At 53.1% G+C, this 22,227-nt stretch carries 17 protein-coding genes; 9 read left to right on the top strand and 8 right to left on the bottom strand.

Going from position 1 to position 22,227, the window contains the following annotated elements; genetic code table 11:
* The first annotated feature begins 33 nt into the window (after nucleotides 1-33).
* The 6 genes from AC1931_RS09785 to AC1931_RS09760 all read left to right on the top strand — a co-directional run bounded on the left by AC1931_RS09785 (nucleotide 34) and on the right by AC1931_RS09760 (nucleotide 7,730).
* The gene (locus AC1931_RS09785; RefSeq protein ID WP_483877074.1) at nucleotides 34-1,383 is read left to right on the top strand and encodes an acetyl-CoA C-acetyltransferase; all 1,350 of its coding nucleotides are present in this window, start codon (nucleotides 34-36) and stop codon (nucleotides 1,381-1,383) included.
* A complete protein-coding gene (locus AC1931_RS09780; RefSeq protein ID WP_483877073.1) occupies nucleotides 1,380-3,341 on the top strand; it encodes a 3-hydroxyacyl-CoA dehydrogenase NAD-binding domain-containing protein in 1,962 nt (653 codons plus the stop codon). The genes AC1931_RS09785 and AC1931_RS09780 overlap by 4 nt, the downstream gene beginning before the upstream one ends.
* Before the next feature lie 16 nt (nucleotides 3,342-3,357).
* On the top strand, nucleotides 3,358-5,193 hold the full coding sequence (locus tag AC1931_RS09775) for an AMP-dependent synthetase/ligase (RefSeq protein WP_483877072.1): 1,836 nt from the start codon (nucleotides 3,358-3,360) through the stop codon (nucleotides 5,191-5,193).
* 101 nt (nucleotides 5,194-5,294) lie between these two features.
* Nucleotides 5,295-6,290 carry an alpha/beta hydrolase gene (locus tag AC1931_RS09770; RefSeq protein WP_483877071.1) on the top strand — a complete coding sequence of 332 codons (996 nt, stop codon included), beginning with the start codon at nucleotides 5,295-5,297 and terminating at the stop codon, nucleotides 6,288-6,290.
* Between the two features lie 4 nt (nucleotides 6,291-6,294).
* The gene (locus tag AC1931_RS09765) at nucleotides 6,295-6,849 is read left to right on the top strand and encodes an SOUL family heme-binding protein (RefSeq protein ID WP_483877070.1); all 555 of its coding nucleotides are present in this window, start codon (nucleotides 6,295-6,297) and stop codon (nucleotides 6,847-6,849) included.
* 299 nt (nucleotides 6,850-7,148) lie between these two features.
* Entirely contained in the window at nucleotides 7,149-7,730 is a 582-nt protein-coding gene (locus tag AC1931_RS09760; protein WP_483877069.1) for a DJ-1/PfpI family protein, read from the top strand.
* A 72-nt stretch (nucleotides 7,731-7,802) separates the two neighbouring features.
* On the opposite strand, the gene AC1931_RS09755 is transcribed toward AC1931_RS09760, so the two are convergent.
* Both AC1931_RS09755 and AC1931_RS09750 read right to left on the bottom strand, forming a co-directional pair.
* Nucleotides 7,803-9,689, bottom strand: a complete 1,887-nt coding sequence (locus tag AC1931_RS09755) for a gamma-glutamyltransferase family protein (RefSeq protein ID WP_483877068.1) — start codon at nucleotides 9,687-9,689, stop codon at nucleotides 7,803-7,805.
* 48 nt (nucleotides 9,690-9,737) lie between these two features.
* A complete protein-coding gene (locus AC1931_RS09750; protein ID WP_483877067.1) occupies nucleotides 9,738-9,980 on the bottom strand; it encodes a hypothetical protein in 243 nt (80 codons plus the stop codon).
* Between the two features lie 899 nt (nucleotides 9,981-10,879).
* On the opposite strand from AC1931_RS09750, the gene gltB reads away from it, so the two are divergent.
* Genes gltB through AC1931_RS09735 form a run of 3 tightly spaced genes read left to right on the top strand, consistent with a single transcriptional unit; the run spans nucleotide 10,880 to nucleotide 17,684 of the window.
* A complete protein-coding gene (gene gltB / locus AC1931_RS09745; RefSeq protein WP_483877066.1) occupies nucleotides 10,880-15,445 on the top strand; it encodes a glutamate synthase large subunit in 4,566 nt (1,521 codons plus the stop codon).
* A complete protein-coding gene (locus tag AC1931_RS09740; RefSeq protein ID WP_483877065.1) occupies nucleotides 15,438-16,916 on the top strand; it encodes a glutamate synthase subunit beta in 1,479 nt (492 codons plus the stop codon). Before gltB ends, AC1931_RS09740 begins: the two co-directional genes overlap by 8 nt.
* Before the next feature lie 51 nt (nucleotides 16,917-16,967).
* On the top strand, nucleotides 16,968-17,684 hold the full coding sequence (locus tag AC1931_RS09735) for a LysE family translocator (protein WP_483877064.1): 717 nt from the start codon (nucleotides 16,968-16,970) through the stop codon (nucleotides 17,682-17,684).
* 280 nt (nucleotides 17,685-17,964) lie between these two features.
* On the opposite strand, the gene AC1931_RS09730 is transcribed toward AC1931_RS09735, so the two are convergent.
* The 6 genes from AC1931_RS09730 to AC1931_RS09705 all read right to left on the bottom strand — a co-directional run bounded on the left by AC1931_RS09730 (nucleotide 17,965) and on the right by AC1931_RS09705 (nucleotide 22,067).
* Nucleotides 17,965-19,086 carry a sodium ion-translocating decarboxylase subunit beta gene (locus tag AC1931_RS09730; RefSeq protein WP_483877063.1) on the bottom strand — a complete coding sequence of 374 codons (1,122 nt, stop codon included), beginning with the start codon at nucleotides 19,084-19,086 and terminating at the stop codon, nucleotides 17,965-17,967.
* Nucleotides 19,087-19,140: 54 nt separating this feature from the next.
* Nucleotides 19,141-19,566 carry a biotin/lipoyl-containing protein gene (locus AC1931_RS09725; protein ID WP_483877062.1) on the bottom strand — a complete coding sequence of 142 codons (426 nt, stop codon included), beginning with the start codon at nucleotides 19,564-19,566 and terminating at the stop codon, nucleotides 19,141-19,143.
* Nucleotides 19,559-19,918 (bottom strand): OadG family protein, encoded by a 360-nt coding sequence (locus AC1931_RS09720; RefSeq protein ID WP_483877061.1) that lies wholly within the window; start codon nucleotides 19,916-19,918, stop codon nucleotides 19,559-19,561. Before AC1931_RS09720 ends, AC1931_RS09725 begins: the two co-directional genes overlap by 8 nt.
* A gap of 32 nt (nucleotides 19,919-19,950) precedes the next feature.
* Complete coding sequence (locus AC1931_RS09715) at nucleotides 19,951-21,501, bottom strand: acyl-CoA carboxylase subunit beta (protein WP_483877060.1); 1,551 nt, start codon at nucleotides 21,499-21,501, stop codon at nucleotides 19,951-19,953.
* 30 nt (nucleotides 21,502-21,531) lie between these two features.
* Nucleotides 21,532-21,825 (bottom strand): antibiotic biosynthesis monooxygenase family protein, encoded by a 294-nt coding sequence (locus AC1931_RS09710; protein WP_483877059.1) that lies wholly within the window; start codon nucleotides 21,823-21,825, stop codon nucleotides 21,532-21,534.
* A gap of 107 nt (nucleotides 21,826-21,932) precedes the next feature.
* Complete coding sequence (locus AC1931_RS09705) at nucleotides 21,933-22,067, bottom strand: hypothetical protein (RefSeq protein WP_483877058.1); 135 nt, start codon at nucleotides 22,065-22,067, stop codon at nucleotides 21,933-21,935.
* Nucleotides 22,068-22,227 lie beyond the last annotated feature (160 nt).

Genomic DNA, 22,227 nt, shown 5'->3' with positions numbered 1-22,227 from the left:
GTGAATCAAAAATACATACCTGAAGAGAGACATATGGTGACAAACAAACAAACCCGAACCCAGGGCTACCCCCGTCCCGTCTATATCGTCGACGGTGCTCGCACTCCGTTTCTAAAGGCCAGGGGTCGGCCGGGACCGTTCAGTGCCGCAGACCTGGCCGTTGCTGTCGGACGCGGACTCATGGCTCGCCAGAGCTTTGCAGCCAAAGAGCTGGACGAAGTCATCCTGGGTTGCGTCATCCCGGCCGCCGATGAGGCTAATATCGCCCGGGTCGTTTCCCTGCGCCTGGGTTGCGGCGAACGGGTGCCGGCCTGGACTGTACAACGCAATTGCGCTTCGGGTATGCAGGCCCTTACCACCGCTGCCGAACGCATTGCCGGGGGCTATTCCGGACTCATTCTCGCCGGCGGAACTGAATCGATGAGTCACGCACCGGTTCTGTGGTGCGGCAGCATGGTGGCGAAGCTCGCTGACTGGCAACAGGCCAAAAGCTTTCTCGACAAAATAAAGATCATCAGCCGTATCCGTCCGAGCGATTTTGCCCCGGTGATCGGGCTGCTGCAAGGACTCACCGATCCGACAACCAACCTTAGCATGGGACAAACAGCCGAGAACCTTGCCACCCGCTTCGGTATTTCCCGCGAGGCGATGGACAGCTTCGCCCTGCGCAGTCACAACCGCCTGGCAGCGGCTTTAGATCAAGGCCGCATGGATGAGATACTTCCCCTCTATACTACCGACGGACAGGCGGTAACGGCGGACGAGGGTCTGCGCCGCGACGGTGCAATGGAGAAACTGGCCAGACTCAAGCCGGTCTTCGACAGGCACTATGGCCGGGTCACCGCCGGCAACAGCGCCCAGGTCACCGACGGTGCAACCCTGTTGCTGCTGGCCGCTGAAGAGGCGGTGGCACGATTCGATCTGCCGATCCTCGGACGGCTTCACCAGGCCGCCTGGTCGGGCCTCGATCCCGCACAAATGGGGCTCGGTCCCGTTTATGCCATGGACCAGCTGATCGCAACCAGCGGCCTGGACAACCCGCAGATCGATCTGTGGGAAATCAATGAAGCCTTTGCCGGTCAGGTTCTCGCCTGTCTCGCCGCTCTTAAAGACGACGCATGGCAGCAGCAGGAACTGGGTCGCAAAAGCCTGGTTCCGCAGATACCGGCAGAAACCCTCAATGTCGATGGCGGCTCGGTGGCGATCGGCCATCCCGTGGGTGCCAGCGGAGCACGCATCGTCCTGCACCTCTTACAGGCACTCGCACATCGGGGCGGTGGGCATGGGATCGCTTCTCTCTGCATTGGCGGCGGCCAGGGTGGAGCCATGCTGGTTTCCGTTGAAAAATCCGCCTCGCAGTCGCACAAAGGAGAAAAACAATGACCGCACACACCGGCTTTCGTCACTGGATATTATCGCTTGATGAAGACCGGACCCTGAATGTAACCCTGGATCGGCACGACAGCTCCCAGAATAGCCTTTCTTATGACGTGATGAAGGAACTTGATGATGTCATCACCCGCATCGAGGAGGTGCGCCCTCGGGTAGTCGCCCTGCGCTCCGGTAAAGACGGCAGCTTCATTGTTGGTGCCGATGTGTCGGAATTCACAAAATTCAACGATCCGGATCAAGTGGCTGACTATCTTCGCGGGGTTCACCGAACCCTGCACCGCCTGGAACATCTTGCGCCCCCGACAATCGCCGTTATCGACGGTCCCTGCCTGGGCGGCGGATTGGAGCTGGCGCTTGCCTGCCGCTACCGGATCGCTGTCGATACCGATGCAACCAGTATCGGCTTTCCCGAGATCAAGCTCGGCATTCATCCCGGATTTGGTGGGACCGTCCGTTCGATCCGGCGGATCGGAGCTCTCCCGGCCCTGCAGCTGATGCTAACCGGCCGCAGCCTGACGGCACGCCAGGCGGACGAGGTGGGGCTGGTCGACGCCAGTGTGCCGCTCCGGGTACTGGACAACGCCATCCGCATTTTCATCAATGATCCACCCGCGCAGCGCAGACCGTCGCTGTCGACCCGGCTGACCAACAGCGCCCTGTTGCGGCCACCGGTGGCCTGGTACCTGAAGCGTAAAGCCGCTGAAAAAGCTGACCCCAGGCACTACCCGGCACCCAGGGCCCTGATTGATCTCTGGAATCGGTATGGCGACAAGCCGGAACAGATGTATCGGGCCGAGGCCGAATCTGTTGCCGACCTGTTGAACGGTTCCACGGTCCGGAACCTGGTGCGGGTTTTCTTTCTGCAGATGCAGCTCAAAAACCTGGCGAAAAAGGCGGATCCCATTTCCCGGGTCCATGTCATCGGCGCGGGCAGTATGGGGCGGGACATCGCTGCCTGGTGTGCCCTGCAGGGACTTCATGTCAGCCTGCAGGATCTCGATCAGAAAGCTCTCGGCCAGGCGATTGCAGCAGCTGACAAACTGTTTCGCAAAAAGCTCCGCAAAACCCATCGTATCCAGGCCGCTCATGATCGTCTCATGGCCGACCCAACCGGTCTCGGCATCAAAAATGCCGAACTGATCATCGAAGCTATCGTCGAAGATGCCGACACCAAGAGAACGCTCTATAAAAACATCGAACCACGCATGGCTTCTGACGCCATTCTCGCGAGCAATACTTCGAGCATTCCTCTTGAGGAACTCGCAGCCGGCCTCGAACACCCGGAACGTTGCCTCGGACTTCACTTTTTCAACCCGGTCCCCAGGATGCCCCTTGTCGAGGTCGTTAATGCGAAAGCCACGAGCGAGGACATTTTAACCCGGGCCGAAGCTTTCGTGAAACAGATCAGACGCCTGCCGCTGCCGGTCAAAAGCGCTCCCGGGTTCCTGGTCAACCGGGTGCTGATGCCTTACCTGATGGCGGCAGTCAAACTGGTCGAAGAAGGCTATGATGCGCAGACTGTCGATCAGGCGGCCCTCAATTTCGGCATGCCCTTGGGTCCGTTGCATCTGGCCGACAGCGTCGGCCTCGATATCTGCCTGTCCGTGGCACATGTTTTTGCCGAATATTTCGACAAGCCGATTCCGGATGTCCTGCCACGCATGGTCAATAATGGACGACTCGGTATCAAGAGCGGCGAGGGGTTTTTTCAATATAAGAACGGCCGCAAGCGCCGCAACCGGGCAAAATGGAAAAAGCCCGAACCACCAGAAGCGCTGACCAGTCAACTGCTCGGTCCCTTGTTTGCCGAGGCACAAGCCTGCCTTGACGAGGGAATCGTCGCTTCTGCCGATTTAGTAGATGCCGGCATGATTTTCGGGACCGGGTTTGCCCCCTTCACTGGTGGTCCCATGCATTATTTACGAGAGCGAGAGGGTTCGCACCACTGACAGCAGGGAGTTGCTCATGAAAAACCTTGACCTGATTGCTCCACAAGACGCCAAAACCCTTGCCGGGTTGTTTGTTGAACGGATCAAGCGCAGTTCCGAAAAAACAGCCTATCGCTATTACCTCGAAGAGACGGAAAGCTGGCAGGAATGCACATGGCGGGAGGTCTCTGAGTTGGCAGCACGCTGGCAGCAGGCGATGATCAAGGAGGGCTTGCAGGCCGGTGACCGGGTCGCCGTGATGCTCAGAAACTGCCTGGAATGGGTTCTTTTCGACCTGGCCGCAACCGGGCTCGGACTGGTGACCGTCCCGCTTTATGTCAATGATCGACCGGAAAATTTCACTTATATTCTGCAATCCACACAAGCCCGGCTACTGCTGACCGACGGGCTCGAACAATGGCAGCGCATTGAGGAAGTCGGTGACAAACTCAGCGTTATCGAACGTATTGTCACCCTCCAGACGGTCTGCGAGGTTGACTGCGATCAACGACTGCGCCAGCTCAACGATTGGCTGCCCGGAATCGCTGCGCATAAATATATCCAACAGACAACCGACCCGCACAGTCTGGCGACCATCGTCTTCACCTCCGGAACCACTGGCCCCCCGAAAGGGGTCATGCTCAGTCACGACAACATGATCCAAAACGCCGCCGCCGGCCTCGAACGCGTGGCCGTCTACACCGATGACCAGATGTTATCCTTTCTGCCTCTCTCTCATATGTTCGAACGGACCGCCGGCTATTATATCTCCATCATGGCCGGATCCTGTATCGCCTTTGCCCGTTCCATCGATCTGCTGGCGCAAGATCTGCTGACCATCAGGCCGACGGTTCTGGTCACCGTGCCGCGTATCTTCGAGCGGATATACAACAAGATGACTCTTAAGCTTAAGGATGAATCCTGGCTGGCCCGGCAGATTTTTTATCTGGCCGTCAAATCAGGCTGGCACCATTTCCAGTATCATCGCAACCGCGAACCCTGGGCCATTCAACTGCTCATCTGGCCACTTCTCAAACGCCTTGTCGGCACCAAGCTGGAGCAGCGTCTCGGTGGTCGGATACGATTGGCGATCAGCGGCGGCGCCGCGCTGTCCACCCCGATTGCCCAGACCTTTATCGGCCTCGGCATCAATATTCTCCAGGGATACGGTCTTACCGAAACGAGTCCGATCATCTCGGTTAACACTCTCGAGGACAACCAGCCCTTGAGCGTCGGCCGACCGTTGCCCGGAGTCGAGGTAAAAATCGGCAAGAACAAGGAACTGCTGGTCAAAGGTCCGAACCTGATGCTCGGCTACTGGCAAATGGACAAGTCGATTATCGACGAAGACGGCTGGCTTCACACCGGTGATCAGGCCCGCATCGACAAAAAAGGCCGCATTTACATCATCGGTCGGACCAAGGAGATTATCGTCCTCTCTAACGGCGAGAAGGTTCCCCCGGAGGACCTTCAGCTCGCCATTGTCACCGATCCGTTGTTCGAACAGGTGCTCGTGGTCGGGGAAAACCGCCCTTCTCTGGCTGCCGTCGTCGTTGTCAACCCGAGCCAGTGGAAAATCCTCGCTGACAAACTCGGAGTCGATCCCGGTGACAAGAGCCAGTTGAACCGTCCACAGGTCAAAAGGATTCTGTTGGAAAAAATAGGCTATCGATTGAAGGAATTCCCCGGGTACGCCAAGATTCATCGTGTCCATGCCACCATTGAACCCTGGGGCATCGATTCCGGACTGATTACCGCCACACTCAAGGTTCGCAGGGAACCAATTATCGAGCAGTTTTCCGCAGAGATCGAGGCGCTTTACATGGAAGACGGCAGGAACAGCGAGACATCATCCGGGCACCCGTCAGAATAGAATTTCATAACTGATGGAGGTTCTTGGGGTGCCATAACATCAACAGCAAGGTTGACCAGGTTATGATAACCTTATCGACAGGAGCCACGCAGATAAAGCTTATGAATCGAATTAGACATCAACATGGCGGGTTATTACTGATTTTATGCCTGCTGGTGTTCCTGCAGGGCTGTGTTTATGGCATGCTGGACCTGGCCGTACCCAATGATGGCTATAGCGAGATCATCAGCGCTCGCTATGGCGACCACCCACGCCAGCAACTTGATCTGTACCTGCCGGAACAGGAAAGAGCTGATGTGCCAACCCTGGTGTTTTTTTACGGTGGAAGCTGGACAGGAGGGAGCAAAGATAACTACCGTTTCATTGGCCAGGCTTTTGCCGCTGCGGGTTACCGGGTGGCGATCCCTGATTACCGCGTCTATCCGGAGCATCTGTTCCCCGATTTTATCGTTGATGGTGCCGATTCGTTGGCCTGGCTTGAACGGGAGGGTTTTGCAGATCGTGGGATGGTGCTGATGGGGCATTCCGCTGGTGCACATATCGCCGCCATGCTGGCCTACAACCCTGCCTATGTGGAGGCTAGCGGCCTTGACCATAAGCTGATCATGGCACTGATCGGTTATGCCGGTCCCTACGATGATTTCGCCCTCAGCAGCCGGAAATTAAAGCGAATTTTTGCCCCGGCTGAACCCTTAGCGGTGTCGCGCCCGATTAACTTTGTTGACCAAAACAGCCCCGTCAGTCTACTGATTCATGGCCTGAGTGACAGCACCGTGGTGGTTAAGCACAGCCAAAATCTGGCCGACAAACTACGTGCCCATGGGGTGACGGCCAAAACCTGTTTCTATCAGGACAACGGCCATGTTGCGGTGGTCGCCAGTCTGGCCCTGCCGCTGCGTCACTGGACGCCTGCCTTTGCGGACACTCTGGACTTTCTCGCCGAATTGTCGAGCAAACCTTCCCTCGGCAACAGTGCGGCCAGCGACCCGCCACCTCGAAACGGGACTATCTGCAAACAGCCTCAGGAGGCAAATGACTATGCAACGAAGCCCACTGATTATCCTCATCATGATCTTATTGTTTTCAGGAGCACATAGCGCCATGGCTACTGAAGAGGCCGCATACGAAGTCGTTAAAGTCGAAGATTCTTTTGAGCTTCGTGATTATGCCCCTCATACCCTCGCTGAGACTTATGTCACGGGAGACTTTGATGAAGCTGGGAGCAACGCTTTCCGGCGCCTGTTTCGTTACATCTCCGGAGAAAATCGGACGCAGGCAAAAATTGCCATGACGGCCCCGGTTTCCCAGCAAACCGGCGAAAAAATTGACATGACTGCTCCGGTCGGGCAACAGAAGTCGGGTGATCAGTGGGTGGTCAGCTTCATGATGCCCGCATCTTACGATATGGATACCCTACCTGTTCCCGACGATCCTCTGGTGACACTGCGGCAAGTTCCTGCCAGACGTATGGCGGCAATTCGCTACACTGGGCTCTGGAGTGAAAAAAACTATCAGAAAAACAAAATAAAGCTGGACTCCTGGATTCAAAAAGAAGATCTGTCGGTTATCGGAGAACCAATCTGGGCACGTTACAACGCGCCCTTTGTCCCCTGGTTTATGCGTCGCAATGAAATACTTGTTCCCGTTTCTAAATAATGAGGATTTAATACCTTTTGACAAAGATCCGTAAGCGTTGTGGCGACCAGGATTCGATCCTGAGTGGCATGTCACCTGGTAGAATATGAAACCCTCTCAATCTCAGGGTTGAGGGCACTTCTCATCCTGCACGACCCTAAGAACATCCAATCCTCGCTTGACGATCCAACCAGTTTTTCTATTAATCCAGGTTAGCCGAAATTGCCGTATCAAAATAACCTGGTAAGATTGAAGAGCTAGGGACACCATTGAGAGAAACGCTTGAATTTATCCAACAACCCAGCCCAAAGGAGTCCGCGATGACAGTCAAAAAAATCCTAATGCTTGTAGGCGATTTTGTCGAAGACTATGAGGTGATGGTGCCCTTTCAAGCACTTCAAATGGTTGGATATACGGTACATGCTGTCTGCCCTGGCAAGAAATCAGGAGATTCGGTACGTACGGCCATTCATGATTTTGAAGGTGATCAGACCTACAGTGAAAAACCTGGCCATAACTTTGCCTTAAACGCCACGTTTGACGACACTAGGGCCGAAGATTATGACGCGCTTGTTATTCCTGGTGGACGTGCGCCGGAGTACATTCGCCTCAACGATGCCGTATTGAAGATCGTCCAGCATTTTGCTTCAAGCAACAAACCGATAGCAGCTGTTTGTCATGGTGCTCAGGTTTTAGCTGCGGCAGGGGTTCTTAAGGGGCGGTCCTGCTCCTGTTATCCTGCGGTTGGTCCTGACGTCACGATTGCCGGCGGAAAATTCATGGATATTCCCGTTGATCAAGCTCACGTTGATGGAAATCTGGTCACGGCTCCAGCCTGGCCGGCCCATCCAGATTGGCTATCGAAGTTCTTGAAGGTTCTGGGTGCGACGATCGAACTCTGATTTTTGCAGTCAAGGACGGAGTATCCAAGCTAGTTGGGTGTGACTGGGGGATTGATTTTTAGAATACACAAATCAATCCCCCAAAACCAGACCTTCACGACGTGGGTCTGCTCCGCCAACAAAACCGCTTTCGGTTTTACGGATGGCCTGTAATCCGCTGGTCAAGGCGCGCCAGCTCATATCGTGGCCACGCTCAATTAAGCCTTGCAGCGTTGATTGCGGATATCCATCTTTTTCTAGGAAGACAGTGCCGCCCAGAGTGACAGCATGCGGAAGTGTGACAGCGCTTTGCGGATCAAGTCCCCAATCCAACATGGCAATCATGGTTTTAGCGGTGTAATGAATGATCGCCGCACCACCGGGTGAACCCAGGCTGGCAACAAGCTCACCTGACTCCTGATCAAATACCAGGGTTGGACTCATACTGGAACGCGGTCTTTTGTTCGGCTCAACACGGTTTACAATGGGGTGGCCTTCACTATCCATCGGGCGAAACGAGAAGTCAGTCAATTCATTGTTGAGCAAGAATCCACCGGCTAAACCAGATCCTCCGTCTGACAAGATTCGCGATCCAAATGCCGCTTCGATCGTCGTGGTCATGGCAATCGCCATACCGTCTTGATCGACAATACTTATATGGCTGGTTCCGTATTCAGGCTGATCAGCCTGAGACGCATAAACATTTGCCGTCATGGGTAACGGCTGACCGGCACTCGCACCGCCACTTCCCATGCTCTTTTCCCCGATGAGACCGGCGCGCAATTTTAAATAATCAGGATGAAGCATGGCGCTCCAGTTCCCTCCGAATCCTTCAACAAAATCCGGATCACCGATATACATCGCTCTATCAGCAAATGCTAAGCGTGAGGCTTCCAAGAACTGGTGTAACCAGGCTTCGGAAGGAACGCCGTTGTCCAGCACCTTTGCCGGGGTCTCAAGCTGACTCATGATGCCCAATATTTGCATCACGGTTAAGTGACCTGATGAAGGAGGCGGAAAACCACAGACATCAAAGGTTTTCCAGGGGGTACAGATTGCTGCACGCACTTTGGCATCGTAGGCAGCCATATCTTCAAGGTTTAAGCTGCCTGCATATTTGGGGTGGTTTTGCACACGTCGCACGACATCTTCAGCAATCACACCTTCATGTATTGCCGAAGCGCCATTCTCTGCGATTGAACGCAACACCGTTGCCAGTGCGGGATTTTGGAGTTTATGACCGACGGGATGCGGCTTACCTTCGCTATTATAATAAAAAGCGCCAGCCAGCGGATCGTCACGTAAACGCGGATCGCTTTCCAGTAAAAAGTTCAATCTTGGACTAATGTCAAAACCTTCTTCGGCCAGGATGATGGCTTGCTGAAATAAATCTGACCACGATAGTTTACCATGATGCTGATGCGCTAATTCCAACATACGCATGGTGCCGGGCACACCAACTGACAGACCACTGGCCGCGGCATCCAGGAAGGCCAACGGTTCACCGTCGATCATAAATAGTTCACCCGTTGCACTAGAAGGCGCTTTTTCTCGTCCATCGTAAGCCATCACCTTGCCTTTTTCCGACACCATCAAAAAAGCACCACCCCCAATGCCGCTGGATTGTGGCTCAACCAAGGTCAGCACCGCCTGAATCGCAACGGCGGCATCAACGGCTGATCCACCTTTTTTGATAATATTGTAGCCTGCTTCAGTTGCCAAAGGGTTCGCGGCAGCTACTGCAAAGGTGCTGGTTTTGACCACCGGTCTGACGGTTAAGCCGCTGGCGACTTCAGGTGCTAGCGCGGTATCAGTGCTAGCCTGAGCCCATGCGCCCGTCAAACCAACAGCCATAAACGCCAGGCCGATAACCAGTGATAGTGATGAGTTAGAAAAAGCACGGATGGATTTCATGATGAACTCCGTTTTTCTGCAACCAGGAAAACTGATTTTCGAGTCTGCTGTAAATGAATCATTCATGGCCAACCTTTCCCCCTTTTTTAACGGCATCCGCCACTTAAGAAATATCTAGTTGTCAAATGACGATTCAGTCTGTACGAGATGGTCGATATATCGACACCAGGCTTCGCTGTCGCGTTGCGGAATAGTGGAGGTGCCTCGAATACCAAGTTTAAATTCGATCACTGACCTCCATTCATCAGAGCCGGCATCTGGTCCGTGTCCGTGGTCATCTCCGGTTGTTACTGTCTCTTCTATATACTGATACCATTCACTGGAGCAGAGGGTCTGTGTTTTCTGTGCCGATTCCACGACACTGCTTGTTCCAGTACAGCTAACCCCAAAAACAAGTAGCATTGTCAGCCATAACCAAAGTGCTGTCGTTTTCAACGTCTTGTTTGGCATATAAAATAATCCCACAGTTTAGATTCCATCACATAAATGGCCCGGATCTGTGCAGGTGAGGGTTAAGTTAAAGAATCAGAAAAAGTGAAAGCCAGTTGCGGGGAGGTGCCGCAACTGGCTTTCTTGACCACGAAAGGAGGATAAGAATGAATAGGAACTTGGCTCGCCTGCCACAACAAGCTTTGTTCTGTTGATTACCACTATATTGATAGCGGTTATCAATTGCAAGCAGTAAACAACCAAAAGGGTAATTTTTTTCTCAGATTCTTTTTGAGTTCCCTGTTCCGTTCACAATCCGGCCAATAAGCACCCTGCCGAGGGGAAACTCACTTCGATAACTTGCAGACTTAAACACACGAGGATCCCCTCTGGAGGGCGAGGTGGGGTTTTCCTGATAATGCAGTTTTTTTAAGTAATCTCATCCATCTAAATTTTAGATATGAAGATAATATAAAACAAAATCAATGACATCCCCCTGTTTCATAGGTCTTAGATTTTGATAGTGGGAAAAGACTGGTTTACACAAGAAAAATAAGCTATTTTTATAAGAGATGTCGAGCGCACTAAATGTGGTTAAGATTGCAGCAGATGTGATCTCGTAAGGCAACCACAGGGCCGCTTGCAACTTCAACGTAAGTTTTGAAACTCGTACGCCCATGGCAAGTTTCTTCAGATGCTGACCATCTCAGTTTCGCTTACAAGCATTTTATCCCTGATCTTTTGCACACAATCAATAGAAGCCAGATTGACAATGGCTGCTCTTTGCGTGCACTTATTTTAGTTTCTCCAACAACTCAGGACCCGTTATGACGAACCACATCGGCATGCCGCCCGCACAGGGCCTTTACGATCCAGCCAACGAACACGATAATTGCGGTGTCGGTTTCATCGCCAACATTAAAGGCAAAAAAAGTCATAGTATCGTTAAGCGTGGCATTGAAATTCTCTATAACCTGACTCATCGGGGCGCCGTTGGCGCTGATGCGCTGGATGGTGACGGTGCTGGTCTGATGATCCAGATGCCCGATGCCTACTATCGTGACGTCTGTAATTTCGAGCTGCCGGTGGCTGGTGAGTTCGGCGCCGGCCTGGTGTTTTTACCACAGGACGATGCATTTCGCGCTATGTGTATCGAAGTGCTGAATAGCGAATTGATCCGCGTCGGTTGCCAGCTCCTCGGATGGCGTGACATCAAAACCGATGGCAGCAGCATCGGTCGCAGCGCTCGTTCGATGGAGCCGGTGGTCATGCAGATTTTTGTCGGCCGGGGTGATGTTAAGACTGAAAATCTCGATCTGATGCTCTTTCTGGCACGCAAACGCGCCGAAAATGCAATTCGTGACGGCGAACTGGCCGGCACAGAGCTGTTTTATGTCTGCTCGCTTTCCAGCCGCACCATCCTCTACAAGGGGATGTTGTTGTCTGAGCAGCTGAATACCTTTTTTCCCGAACTGGACGATGAACGTCTAGTCAGCGCGGTCGCCTTTGTCCATCAGCGCTACAGCACCAATACCTTCCCGACCTGGGATCTGGCTCAACCTTTCCGCTATGTAGCCCACAACGGCGAGATCAATACCCTGCGCGGCAACATCAACCGGATGCGCGCGCGGACCGCCCTGTTTGCGCACCTTGAGTTGGAGGATGCGGTTGCTGACCTTGACCCTGTCATCATTGAAGGCAGTTCTGACACCGCCTGTTTCGACAATGCCCTTGAATTGCTGGTGGTTACCGGACGAAGTCTGGCCCATTCATTAGCGATGATGGTTCCCGAGGCCTGGGTTTCAAAAGCTCACCTGCGCCCCGATGTTAAAGGCTTTTTTGAATATCATGCCACCATGATGGAGCCTTGGGATGGGCCGGCCAATATTGTCGCCTGCGACGGCAAACAGATAGTCGCGATTCTTGATCGTAACGGCTTGCGTCCGGCCCGTTACTGGATCACTACTGATGACGAGATTATTTACGCCTCCGAAGCTGGCGTTCTTGACATTCCACCCGATAAGATTCTGCGGAAGGAACGGCTGGCTCCGGGCAAGATGATCCTGGTTGACATGGAAACCGGGGAGTTCAAGGAAGATCATCAGATCAAAGGAGAGCTGGCTGCAGCCCAGCCCTACACCTCCTGGGTAAGCGAGTATCTGATCCACTTAGAGGATCTGCCGGCACCTGCCAGCCAAAAGGTCCCTAGTATCAGTAAAATGCGCCGAACTCAAGAGAGTTTTGGTTACACGCTGGAAGAAATGCGGGAGATTATTGCTCCGATGGCTCTCAATGGCCAGGAGCCGGTCAGCTCTATGGGTACCGATACACCGGTTGCCGTTTTGTCGAAACAAAGCAAGCTGCTCTACTGGTACTTTAAACAGCTCTTTGCGCAGATCACCAATCCACCGATTGATCCCCTGCGCGAAGAAATTGTCATGAGCCTGACCCAGTACATCGGACCAGCCCGCAATATCCTGATGCCCGGCCCGGAACATTGCCAGATGCTGGAACTTGACCACCCGATTATCACCGATGAAGTGCTGGAACAGTTGCGCCATAGTGACATCCAGGGTTTCCGTGGTACGACTCTGAGTACCCTGTTTGCGGCAGATCAGGGGCCGGCAGCGCTGGAAAAACGTCTTGAGGAATTATTTATCGAGGCCGAGTTTGCGGTCGACGCCGGCCGCACCATTCTGGTGCTGTCGGACCGTGGCGTCTGCATGGAAAAAGCACCGATTCCAGCGCTTCTTGCCTTGGCGGGTATCCATCATCACCTGATCCGGGTTGGCAAACGCAGCCAGTGTTCACTCATTGTCGAAACCGGTGAAGCACGCGAAGTTCATCATTTTGCTCTACTGGTCGGATACGGAGCGGCGGCGATCAACCCCTACCTTGCGCTGCAAACGTTGCATGGCATGGTCAATCTGAGAATGCTCCCAGGGCAGGACGGCAACACTCAGGCGGATGAAAATACCGATATTGTCAACAAGTACATTCAGAACTATATCAAGGCGATTGGCAAAGGACTGCTTAAGGTCTTCTCCAAGATGGGGATTAGCACCCTGCAAAGTTACTGCAGTGCCCAGATCTTCGAGATCATCGGGTTGAATAAGGATTTCACAGATCAGTACTTCCCCGGCACTTCCAGCCGCATCGGCGGAGCAGGGTTGCTGGAGGTCGCGACCGAAAGTCTGCAACGCCACCAGCGAGCCTTCACTGAACATATAGACCCCAATCGTGATCTGGAGCGCGGGTCAGAATATTCATGGCGCCGCGAAGGCGAACTGCACTTGATGAACCCCGAGGTCATTGCCTTGCTGCAACATGCAGTACGCTCCGGAAGTCGCGACGAATACGACCGCTTTGCGCAACAAGTCAACAATCAGACCGAACAGCTCTGTACCTTACGCGGACTGTTCAAATTCAAACGACAGAATCAGCCTGTTCCGCTGGAAGAGGTTGAACCGGTCAGCGCCATCGTCAGACGGTTCTGTACCGGCGCAATGAGTCTTGGATCAATCTCTACCGAGGCACACGAGACCCTGGCTATTGCAATGAACCGGATTGGTGGTAAGTCAAACACCGGCGAGGGCGGTGAAGACCCACGGCGCTACGCTCCCGATGAAAATGGCGACCTGCGCCGCAGTGCCATCAAACAGGTCGCTTCGGGCCGTTTTGGGGTGACACCACATTACCTGGTCAACGCCGATGAACTGCAAATCAAGATTGCCCAGGGAGCTAAACCTGGAGAAGGCGGGCAGCTACCTGGACACAAGGTCAGTGACTACATCGGAGAACTACGCTACAGCGTTCCTGGAGTCACCTTGATCTCGCCTCCACCGCACCATGACATCTACTCGATTGAAGATATTGCCCAGCTGATCTTCGACCTGAAAAACTGCAACCCGAAAGCCGATATTACCGTCAAACTGGTGAGTGAAGTTGGCGTCGGAACCGTTGCGGCCGGGGTTAGCAAGGGCCACGCTGAGCGCGTTATCATTGCCGGCTACGACGGTGGGACCGGGGCATCACCGTCATCATCGATCAAGCATGCCGGCATCCCCTGGGAAATCGGGCTGGCCGAAACCCAACAAACATTGGTACTTAACGATCTGCGCGGACGGATTATCGTTCAGACAGACGGACAACTGCGTACCGGCCGCGATGTCATCATCGCCGCCATGCTCGGCGCTGAAGAATATGCCTTCGCCACCGTGGCGCTGGTCACCGTCGGCTGCATCATGATGCGCAAATGTCACCTTAATACCTGCCCGGTCGGTGTCGCCACCCAGGACGAAGCCCTGCGCGGAAAATTTGCCGGCAAACCGGAGCATGTGGTTAATTATTTCACCTTCCTCGCTGAGGAGGTCCGTGAACTTATGGCCGATCTGGGTGTTCGCAGCCTTGATGAACTGATCGGCCAGACCCAGTATCTAGAGATGGATAATGCGATTAAACACTGGAAAAATCAGGGGCTGGACTTTTCAAATATTCTGGCCAAACCTCAAGTCGGTGCCGACATTGCCACTCGACGTATTCAGGGCCAGGACCATGGTCTCGAAAAGCAGTTGGACAACGAGTTGATCAAGCTTGCTACACCGGCCCTGGAGCGCCGGGAAAAGGTCCATGTCGAGTTACCGATCCGCAACTCCAATCGAACCTTCGGCACCATGCTTTCCGGTGAGATCGCCATGCGTCACGGTCGCGACGGTCTGCCCGCCGGCACCATCAATATCAAGCTGTCGGGCATCGCCGGGCAGAGTTTCGGTGCTTTTCTGGCCCCCGGTATCTATCTGCATCTATCCGGTGAAGCGAACGATTATGTCGGCAAAGGCATGGCCGGTGGTCGCATCGTCATCAATCCAGATAGCAAAGCCCCATTTGTCTGGCATGAGAACTCGATCGTCGGCAACACCGTTCTCTATGGTGCAACCGGCGGTGAGGCCTTTTTTGCCGGCAAGGCCGGCGAACGCTTCTGTGTGCGGAACTCCGGTGTGACAGCCGTCGTTGAAGGAACCGGTGATCATGGCTGCGAATATATGACCGGTGGCCGCATGGTCTGCCTTGGCCGCACAGGGCGTAACTTTGCGGCCGGCATGTCGGGCGGTTTTGCCTATGTGCTCGACGATGATAACCGCTTCCGCCGCCGCTGTAACCTGGCAATGGTCGATCTTGAGCAGATGGCTGCTGAGGATGAGGATGCGCAGTGGCTCAAGGAAATCATTACAACCCACCACGAAGAAACCGGCTCGTTTCGCGCAGCTAAAATTCTCGCCGACTGGGATCGGCAACTGTCACGCTTTGTCCGTGTATTCCCTCACGAATATCGCCGAGTACTGAATGAGCGCGCAACCAGAGCCGACAATGAGAAGGAGGCCGCTCATGGGTGATCCACGCGGTTTTATCAAACATGGACGACGTGACGCCACCATTCGAGCTGTCAATGAGCGTCTTCAGCATCACGACGAACACTACGATTATCCCAGTGAAGAGAAGGTCAAAACCCAGGCAAGTCGTTGCATGGATTGCGGTGTGCCTTTCTGCATGTCCGGCTGCCCGCTCGGCAACCTGATCCCTGAGTGGAATGATCTGGTTTATCGCAGTCAGTGGAAACAGGCGCTGAAAGCCCTCCACGCAACCAACAACTTTCCAGAATTTACCGGTCGGGTTTGCCCCGCCCCCTGCGAAACGTCCTGTGTTCTGGGAATCAACGAACCGGCAGTGACGATCAAGCTGCACGAAGTCTCTATTGTCGACAAGGGATTCGAGGAAGGCTGGATCGTTCCCCGGCCGCCGGTTCACCGCAGTGATAAAACCGTCGCCATCGTTGGCAGCGGCCCGGCCGGGCTGGCCTGCGCCCAGCAGCTTAACCGGGCCGGCCACCGGGTGACCGTCTTTGAAAAGACCGACCGCGCGGGCGGTCTACTGATGTACGGAATTCCACACTACAAACTCCGCAAAGAAAAAGTTCAACGCCGTATCGATCTACTTGAAGCCGAAGGAATTGAATTCCGTTACTGCTGTGAAGTTGGCAAGGATGTGACCTTCGACGAAATCAAGTCTGATTACGACGCGGTCGTGATTGCGAGCGGTGCCGAAGAACCGCGAGATCTTCCTGTGGAGGGCCGCGATCTGGATGGAATCCACTTTGCGATGGATTTTTTGCCGCAACAGAATCGCGCCAACTGGGGCGATAGTGATATCGCCGCCCTGCATCCCAAACAACAGGTAATCAGCGCCAAGGGCAAGAAGGTTATTGTTATTGGTGGCGGCGATACGGGGTCTGACTGTATCGGCACCTCCATGCGTCAGGGCGCAACCAGCGTGGTTAACTTTGAGTTGTTAGGTCAACCGCCGGCAGAGCGTGCTGAATCTAACCCCTGGCCGCAGTGGTCACGTATTCAACGCATCAGTTCCTCGGTTGAGGAGATGCAAGTTCTCGGTGGAGATGTTCACTATGAACTCATGACAACCCGTTTTATCGGCAGTGGCCGCAAGGTGACCGGGTTGGAAACCGTCAAGGTCGATTGGTCGAACGGTCGACCAGAGAAGATCGAGGGAAGTGAAAAAATCTGGAGGTGTGATCTGGTTCTGCTGGCGATGGGCTTTCTCGGACCTCGTTCGGCAATGCTGGAGCAAAGCGGCTGTGAAACGGATCAACGCTCTAACATCAAAACCGATCCAAAAACACGTATGAGCTCGGTCGACGGTGTGTTTGCTGCTGGTGATTGCCGTCGAGGACAGAGTTTGGTGGTCTGGGCGATCAGCGAGGGGCGTGAAGTTGCCCGCTGTGTTGACGAATACCTGACCGGAACCCAGAGCTCGTTACCCAGTGTGCGACTGGAAACGTTCAGATACTGATCAACATTTCTTCTGTTGACTGTAGTCTTTACCCTGATTGTTGAACACCAAATGGCACTGGTCACCAGGCTAAGGGCAGTTATCAAAGTTCTGGATAACAATTCTACTTTTCACCTTTATAATTTGACTGAGAATATGGAAATCGCCTCTCTCACGACTTACCTGATCGCCATCACCCTGCTGACTATCACGCCGGGGGTCGACACCATGCTGGTCATCCGCAACACCGCCCGCAGCGGCTGGTACGACGGTGCGGCTACCAGTCTTGGCATCTGCTCTGGCCTCTTTATTCATGCAGTAATCTCTGCGGTGGGAATCTCGATGATCATGCTACAGGCTGCCTGGGCGTTCAGCGCTCTGAAACTGGCAGGAGCCTGTTACCTGATCTGGCTGGGGCTCAGTAGTTGGCGCAAGGTTCTCCGACATGAGTCATTCCAGCTCGTTAACGGTGTGCCCGTGATGGGAACTTTTCGCGTCATCCGGTCCTTGCGCGAGGGCTTTCTCTCCAACGTACTCAACCCCAAGACTGCGATTTTCTATATGGCTTTTTTGCCGCAGTTCATCAATCCGGTCAGATCAGCACTCATGCAGTCGCTATTTCTTGCCGGACTGCATTTCATCATCGCCATGATCTGGCAGTGCTTGCTGGCTCTGATGGTCAAACAACTCAAAACCTGGTTACAGCGGCCTAGAGTCAGTCAGCTATTTGATGGCGTCACCGGAACGGTGATGATCGGCCTAGGTTTGCAAGTAACCACAGAGGTCTGACCTTATATAATAAATAATCACCACATTTGCGAATGCTCTGAACCCCGCGGTGTTCAATACGACATGCAAAATGGCCCAACGATTTAAAATCAGGTTGGGCCATTTTGGTATTACGGATAATGCGCGATTAAATCATCGCGTCCAACGACAGGGATTCTTCTGTCGTGCCTTTTCATAAATATCTTTACGATTTTTCAATTGAGCTGTCTCTTGCCCATAATGCCGACACTTAAAGACCAAGGGGTAGCCCTGCGACAACCCTGAGCTGCCGAATTATTCGTTACGGAAGGAGTACCGTCAAAAGCACACCCGCAGCAATTGCGGAACCCACGACTCCGGCAACATTGGAGGCCATAGCATACATCAACAAGTAATTATTCGGGTCTTCTTCCAAACCAACTTTGTTGACAACCCTGGCCGCATTAGGCACTGCCGACACGCCGGCGGCACCAATCAGCGGGTTGATTTTGACCTTGCAAAACAGGTTCAACAACTTGGCAAAGAGGATTCCGGCGGCCGTCGCGCAGGCAAATGCGGTTGCGCCCATAACAAAAATACCGATCGACTGCAAAGTCAGAAAATTTTCGGCCAGAGTATGGGCACCGATCGAAAATCCCAGCAATATTGTCAGCATATCGATCATAGCGTTACGCGCGGTGTTTGCCAGACGCTCGGTGACCAAACTTTCTTTAAGAAGATTACCCATGAACAGGCAGCCAATCAAAACCATCGAGCCGGGAGCAATCAAGGTACAGATCAGGAAACCGGCAATCGGAAAAATAATTTTTTCTTTTTTGCTGACCTGGCGGGACACCTCCATCCGGATTCGCCGTTCTTCCCTGGATGTCAGCAGGCGCATGATCGGCGGCTGAATCACCGGTACCAGTGACATGTAGGAATAGGCAGCAATGGCAATCGAACCCAGTAATTCCGGTGCCAGCTTCGAAGCCAGAAAGATCGCCGTAGGACCGTCAGCACCACCGATGATAGCGATGGCACCGGCCTGGGCCGGGGCGAAACCAATGAACAGGGCACCAATAAGGGTGATGAAGATACCAAACTGCGCAGCCGCTCCCAGCAAAACCAGCCTGGGGTTACTGAGCATGGAAGAGAAGTCGGTCATAGCCCCGACGCCAAGAAAAATAAGGGGAGGATAGATCCCCTGACTGACACCCTGATAGATGATATAAAAAAAACTTCCCTCTTCTCCGCTGGACATTCCGGGAGGCAGAGGAATGTTGCCGACGATCAGTCCAAAACCAATCGGCAGCAGCAACAGGGGTTCATACCCTTTCGTCACCGCCAGATAAACAAACAGACAGCCGAACAGAATCATGACGATATTCTGCCAGGTGATCGCGACAAATCCGGTAGTCGAAATAAAACTGATCAACATGTCCATGTAAAACTCTCTATTATTCTAAAAAAAGTCTGGTCGGCCCGGAATCATTCCAACCTATTCGATGAGCATGAGCACATCACCTTGATTGACCGTGTCACCAGATTTTATGTTGATTTCCATGACAGTGCCGTCAAGTCGGGCGTTGATCTCGTTTTCCATCTTCATCGCTTCCATTTTAAAAAGCGCCTGTCCGACCTTGATCTTTTCACCGACCTTGACATGGACCTGCAGGATCGCTCCTGGAATCGGCGCAAGCACGGTACCGTCATCGGCACTCACCGGTCTGGATATTGGTTTGTTGACAACGGTGGCAACCGGTATTATTCCAGCCGGAGTTCCCTCCGGCAGAACTTCCGAAACCGAAGAGATGGAGACAACGTAGCTCTTGCCGTTAATCTCCAGTTGAGCTTCATCAGCACTTAGGTTATTCAGCTGAACTTCAAATTCTTTGTCATTCAATTTCAGCTGGTACTTACGCATGGGATCCTCCTTCGGACAGCGATCGCATTTTTCCGGCAGACGCCCAGATCGAACCCTGCCGGCTCTGCCGGGGGATGGTCAACTGAGTCGATTCACCCAGACTACGCTCGGTTTCCAGATACATAATCAGGGAGATCAAGGCAATCAACTCGTCCGGAGTGGGTTCCGCTTCTTCAGTTGCTGCAAATATTGGGTCCGGACCGGGCTTGATCTTTTTTTTCTGGTCGACAACCTTAGACAGAACGATAATAAAGCCGCTCAGAAGCAGCAAACCGGAGAAAACTATCAGCATTCCGGTAAACATAATGCCGATTCCATGGCCATTAAGAATGTTATGAAATCCTGGTTCCATGATTCAATCCGTTCCTACAAACGACATAGTTACTAAAGCGGGATGTTGCCATGTTTTTTTCGTGGATTACTGTCCTGTTTGCCTTCCAGCATCACCAGAGCGTTACAGATTCTGAAACGCGTCCGCTGTGGCAGAATAACCGCATCAATATAGCCACGCCCGGCAGCTTCGTAAGGATTGGCAAATTTGTCCGAGTACTCTGCAGTTCCTTTTTTCATAATCTCCTGGGCATGTTCTGGATTGTTCTTAACCTCGCGGGCGAACAAAATTTCCGCTGCCCCTCTAGCACCCATGACAGCAATTTCAGCGGTCGGCCAGGCGTAGTTGATGTCGCCGCGCAGGTGCTTGGAACTCATCACACAATAGGCACCACCGTAAGACTTTCTTACGGTCACAGTTATCTTCGGCACGGTTGCCTCGGCATAAGCATAGAGCAGTTTGGCACCGTTGCGGATGATACCGCCGTACTCCTGGGCCGTTCCGGGAAGAAACCCGGGAACATCGACAAAAGTCACCAGCGGAATATTGAACGCATCACAAAAGCGAACAAAACGGGCCCCTTTAATCGAGGCATTGTTATCAAGCACACCTGCCAGATTCATCGGCTGATTGGCGACAATGCCCACGCTTTGTCCACCGTAGCGGGCAAAGGCGGTTATCAGGTTAGGAGCGAATTCAGGCTGAGTTTCTAAAAATCGACCGTCGTCCACCGTCGCTGCGATCAGCTGTTTAATATCGTAAGGCTGGTTAGGATTTTCCGGGATCATCAGGCACAGGCCCTGCTCTTCACGGTTGACCGGATCGGTAGTATCTTTGCGAGGAGGTGATTCCATGTTGTTCTGCGGGATATAGGAGAACAACTCACGCAGAAATCCGATGGCCAGTTCTTCACTGTCAGCAGCAAAATGCGCCACACCGCTGCGGGTGGTGTGAACATCGGCACCCCCCAGAGTCTCGACATCAACATCTTCGTGAGTAACGGCTTTAACAACTTTTGGCCCGGTCAGGAACATATAGCTGTTATTTCGGACCATAACGGTAAAGTCGGTCAGGGCCGGCGAGTAGACTGCACCACCGGCACAGGGGCCAAAGATACCGGAAAGCTGGGGAACAACTCCGGAACTCATGACATTGCGCAGGAATATGTCTGAATAGCCGGCCAGGCTTTCGATCCCCTCCTGTATTCGGGCACCGCCTGAGTCGTTCAGGCCGATCAGTGGGGCACCGTTCTTGATTGCCATGTCCATGACCTTGCAGATTTTTTCAGCAAAGGTTTCCGACAGGGCTCCACCAAGTACGGTGAAATCCATCGAGAACAGATAGAACAGACGCCCTTCGATGGTTCCATAACCGGTGACAACACCATCGCCGAGAGGTGCACTTTTCTCCATGCCAAAGTGGTGACAGCGATGGGTTTTAAACATATCAAACTCTTCGAAACTCCCCTCGTCGACCAACAGGTCAATACGTTCCCGCGCGGTCAACAGACCTTTCTCATGGCGTCTGTTGATTTTATCAATGCCGCCGCCTTCGAGTGCCTTGCGGCGCTTGTCGAGAAGGGTATTTATTTTTTCTTCCATCATCGCCTCATCCTTTGATCACCCCCAGAAGTATCAGCCGTTGTAATAGACCGAATAGAGCGTTTCCGTACCAAGACAGGCATCCACCTTGGCCTGCAACTCTTTACGCCGGTCGTTGTTCAACCAGATGTTCCAGTGTTTCAACGTCTGCCAGGTACTGAGCACCACGTATTCACTTGGATCGTCATAATTGACCAGGGTTTCTCCTGACACATAGCCAGGCTGGACATTGGCCAGAGCCCGCATTTCCAGCAACAGCGGCTTCAATGTCTGAGCCTTCTGCGTATCTTCGGGGACATGACGAACAATAATGATTCTGACTGACATGCTGTTTCTCCGTTCAATAAATTTCGTGACGCCCAAAAAAACAATAGCCAGACACGGCAAAGGCGTTTGGCTATTGTTTCAGTCCGGACAATCGGCAGATCCCACACTTAATCAGAGCCGTATTTCCAATCATCATCGCTTTCACCGGCAGGAACAGCCGTATACTCCAGATCAGCATCACAGGGCTGAGGGGAGGGATTAATAAACTCTTCCAACCAATAGGACAATGCAGCTTCACCCATTTTCAAATCTCCTTTTTGTCTTTTTTTTTTGCGGGGGCATCCCGTCGTTAAAAACAGCATAGGCCAGAGCAGAAACAGGGGAAAGGTGATTACAGGTAAAAGGCAGGATGGGGGAGGTTAACGGTCAAAAATCAGCCCTAAGCGGAAGAACACAGAAATG

Source organism: Pelovirga sp. C15f (assembly GCF_057178085.1).
Note: the sequence above shows the minus strand (reverse complement) of the source record. Positions and strands in the feature narration are given on the sequence as shown.

Coding starts and splice junctions, on each gene's coding strand:
- gltB (WP_483877066.1), top strand. CDS start 10,880: ATGACGAACCACATCGGCATGCCGCCCGCACAGGGCCTTTACGATCCA.
- AC1931_RS09770 (WP_483877071.1), top strand. CDS start 5,295: ATGAATCGAATTAGACATCAACATGGCGGGTTATTACTGATTTTATGC.
- AC1931_RS09715 (WP_483877060.1), bottom strand. CDS start 21,501: ATGATGGAAGAAAAAATAAATACCCTTCTCGACAAGCGCCGCAAGGCA.
- AC1931_RS09710 (WP_483877059.1), bottom strand. CDS start 21,825: ATGTCAGTCAGAATCATTATTGTTCGTCATGTCCCCGAAGATACGCAG.
- AC1931_RS09755 (WP_483877068.1), bottom strand. CDS start 9,689: ATGAATGATTCATTTACAGCAGACTCGAAAATCAGTTTTCCTGGTTGC.
- AC1931_RS09740 (WP_483877065.1), top strand. CDS start 15,438: ATGGGTGATCCACGCGGTTTTATCAAACATGGACGACGTGACGCCACC.
- AC1931_RS09735 (WP_483877064.1), top strand. CDS start 16,968: ATGGCACTGGTCACCAGGCTAAGGGCAGTTATCAAAGTTCTGGATAAC.
- AC1931_RS09760 (WP_483877069.1), top strand. CDS start 7,149: ATGACAGTCAAAAAAATCCTAATGCTTGTAGGCGATTTTGTCGAAGAC.
- AC1931_RS09765 (WP_483877070.1), top strand. CDS start 6,295: ATGGCTACTGAAGAGGCCGCATACGAAGTCGTTAAAGTCGAAGATTCT.
- AC1931_RS09725 (WP_483877062.1), bottom strand. CDS start 19,566: ATGCGTAAGTACCAGCTGAAATTGAATGACAAAGAATTTGAAGTTCAG.
- AC1931_RS09785 (WP_483877074.1), top strand. CDS start 34: ATGGTGACAAACAAACAAACCCGAACCCAGGGCTACCCCCGTCCCGTC.
- AC1931_RS09775 (WP_483877072.1), top strand. CDS start 3,358: ATGAAAAACCTTGACCTGATTGCTCCACAAGACGCCAAAACCCTTGCC.
- AC1931_RS09730 (WP_483877063.1), bottom strand. CDS start 19,086: ATGGACATGTTGATCAGTTTTATTTCGACTACCGGATTTGTCGCGATC.
- AC1931_RS09705 (WP_483877058.1), bottom strand. CDS start 22,067: ATGGGTGAAGCTGCATTGTCCTATTGGTTGGAAGAGTTTATTAATCCC.
- AC1931_RS09720 (WP_483877061.1), bottom strand. CDS start 19,918: ATGGAACCAGGATTTCATAACATTCTTAATGGCCATGGAATCGGCATT.
- AC1931_RS09780 (WP_483877073.1), top strand. CDS start 1,380: ATGACCGCACACACCGGCTTTCGTCACTGGATATTATCGCTTGATGAA.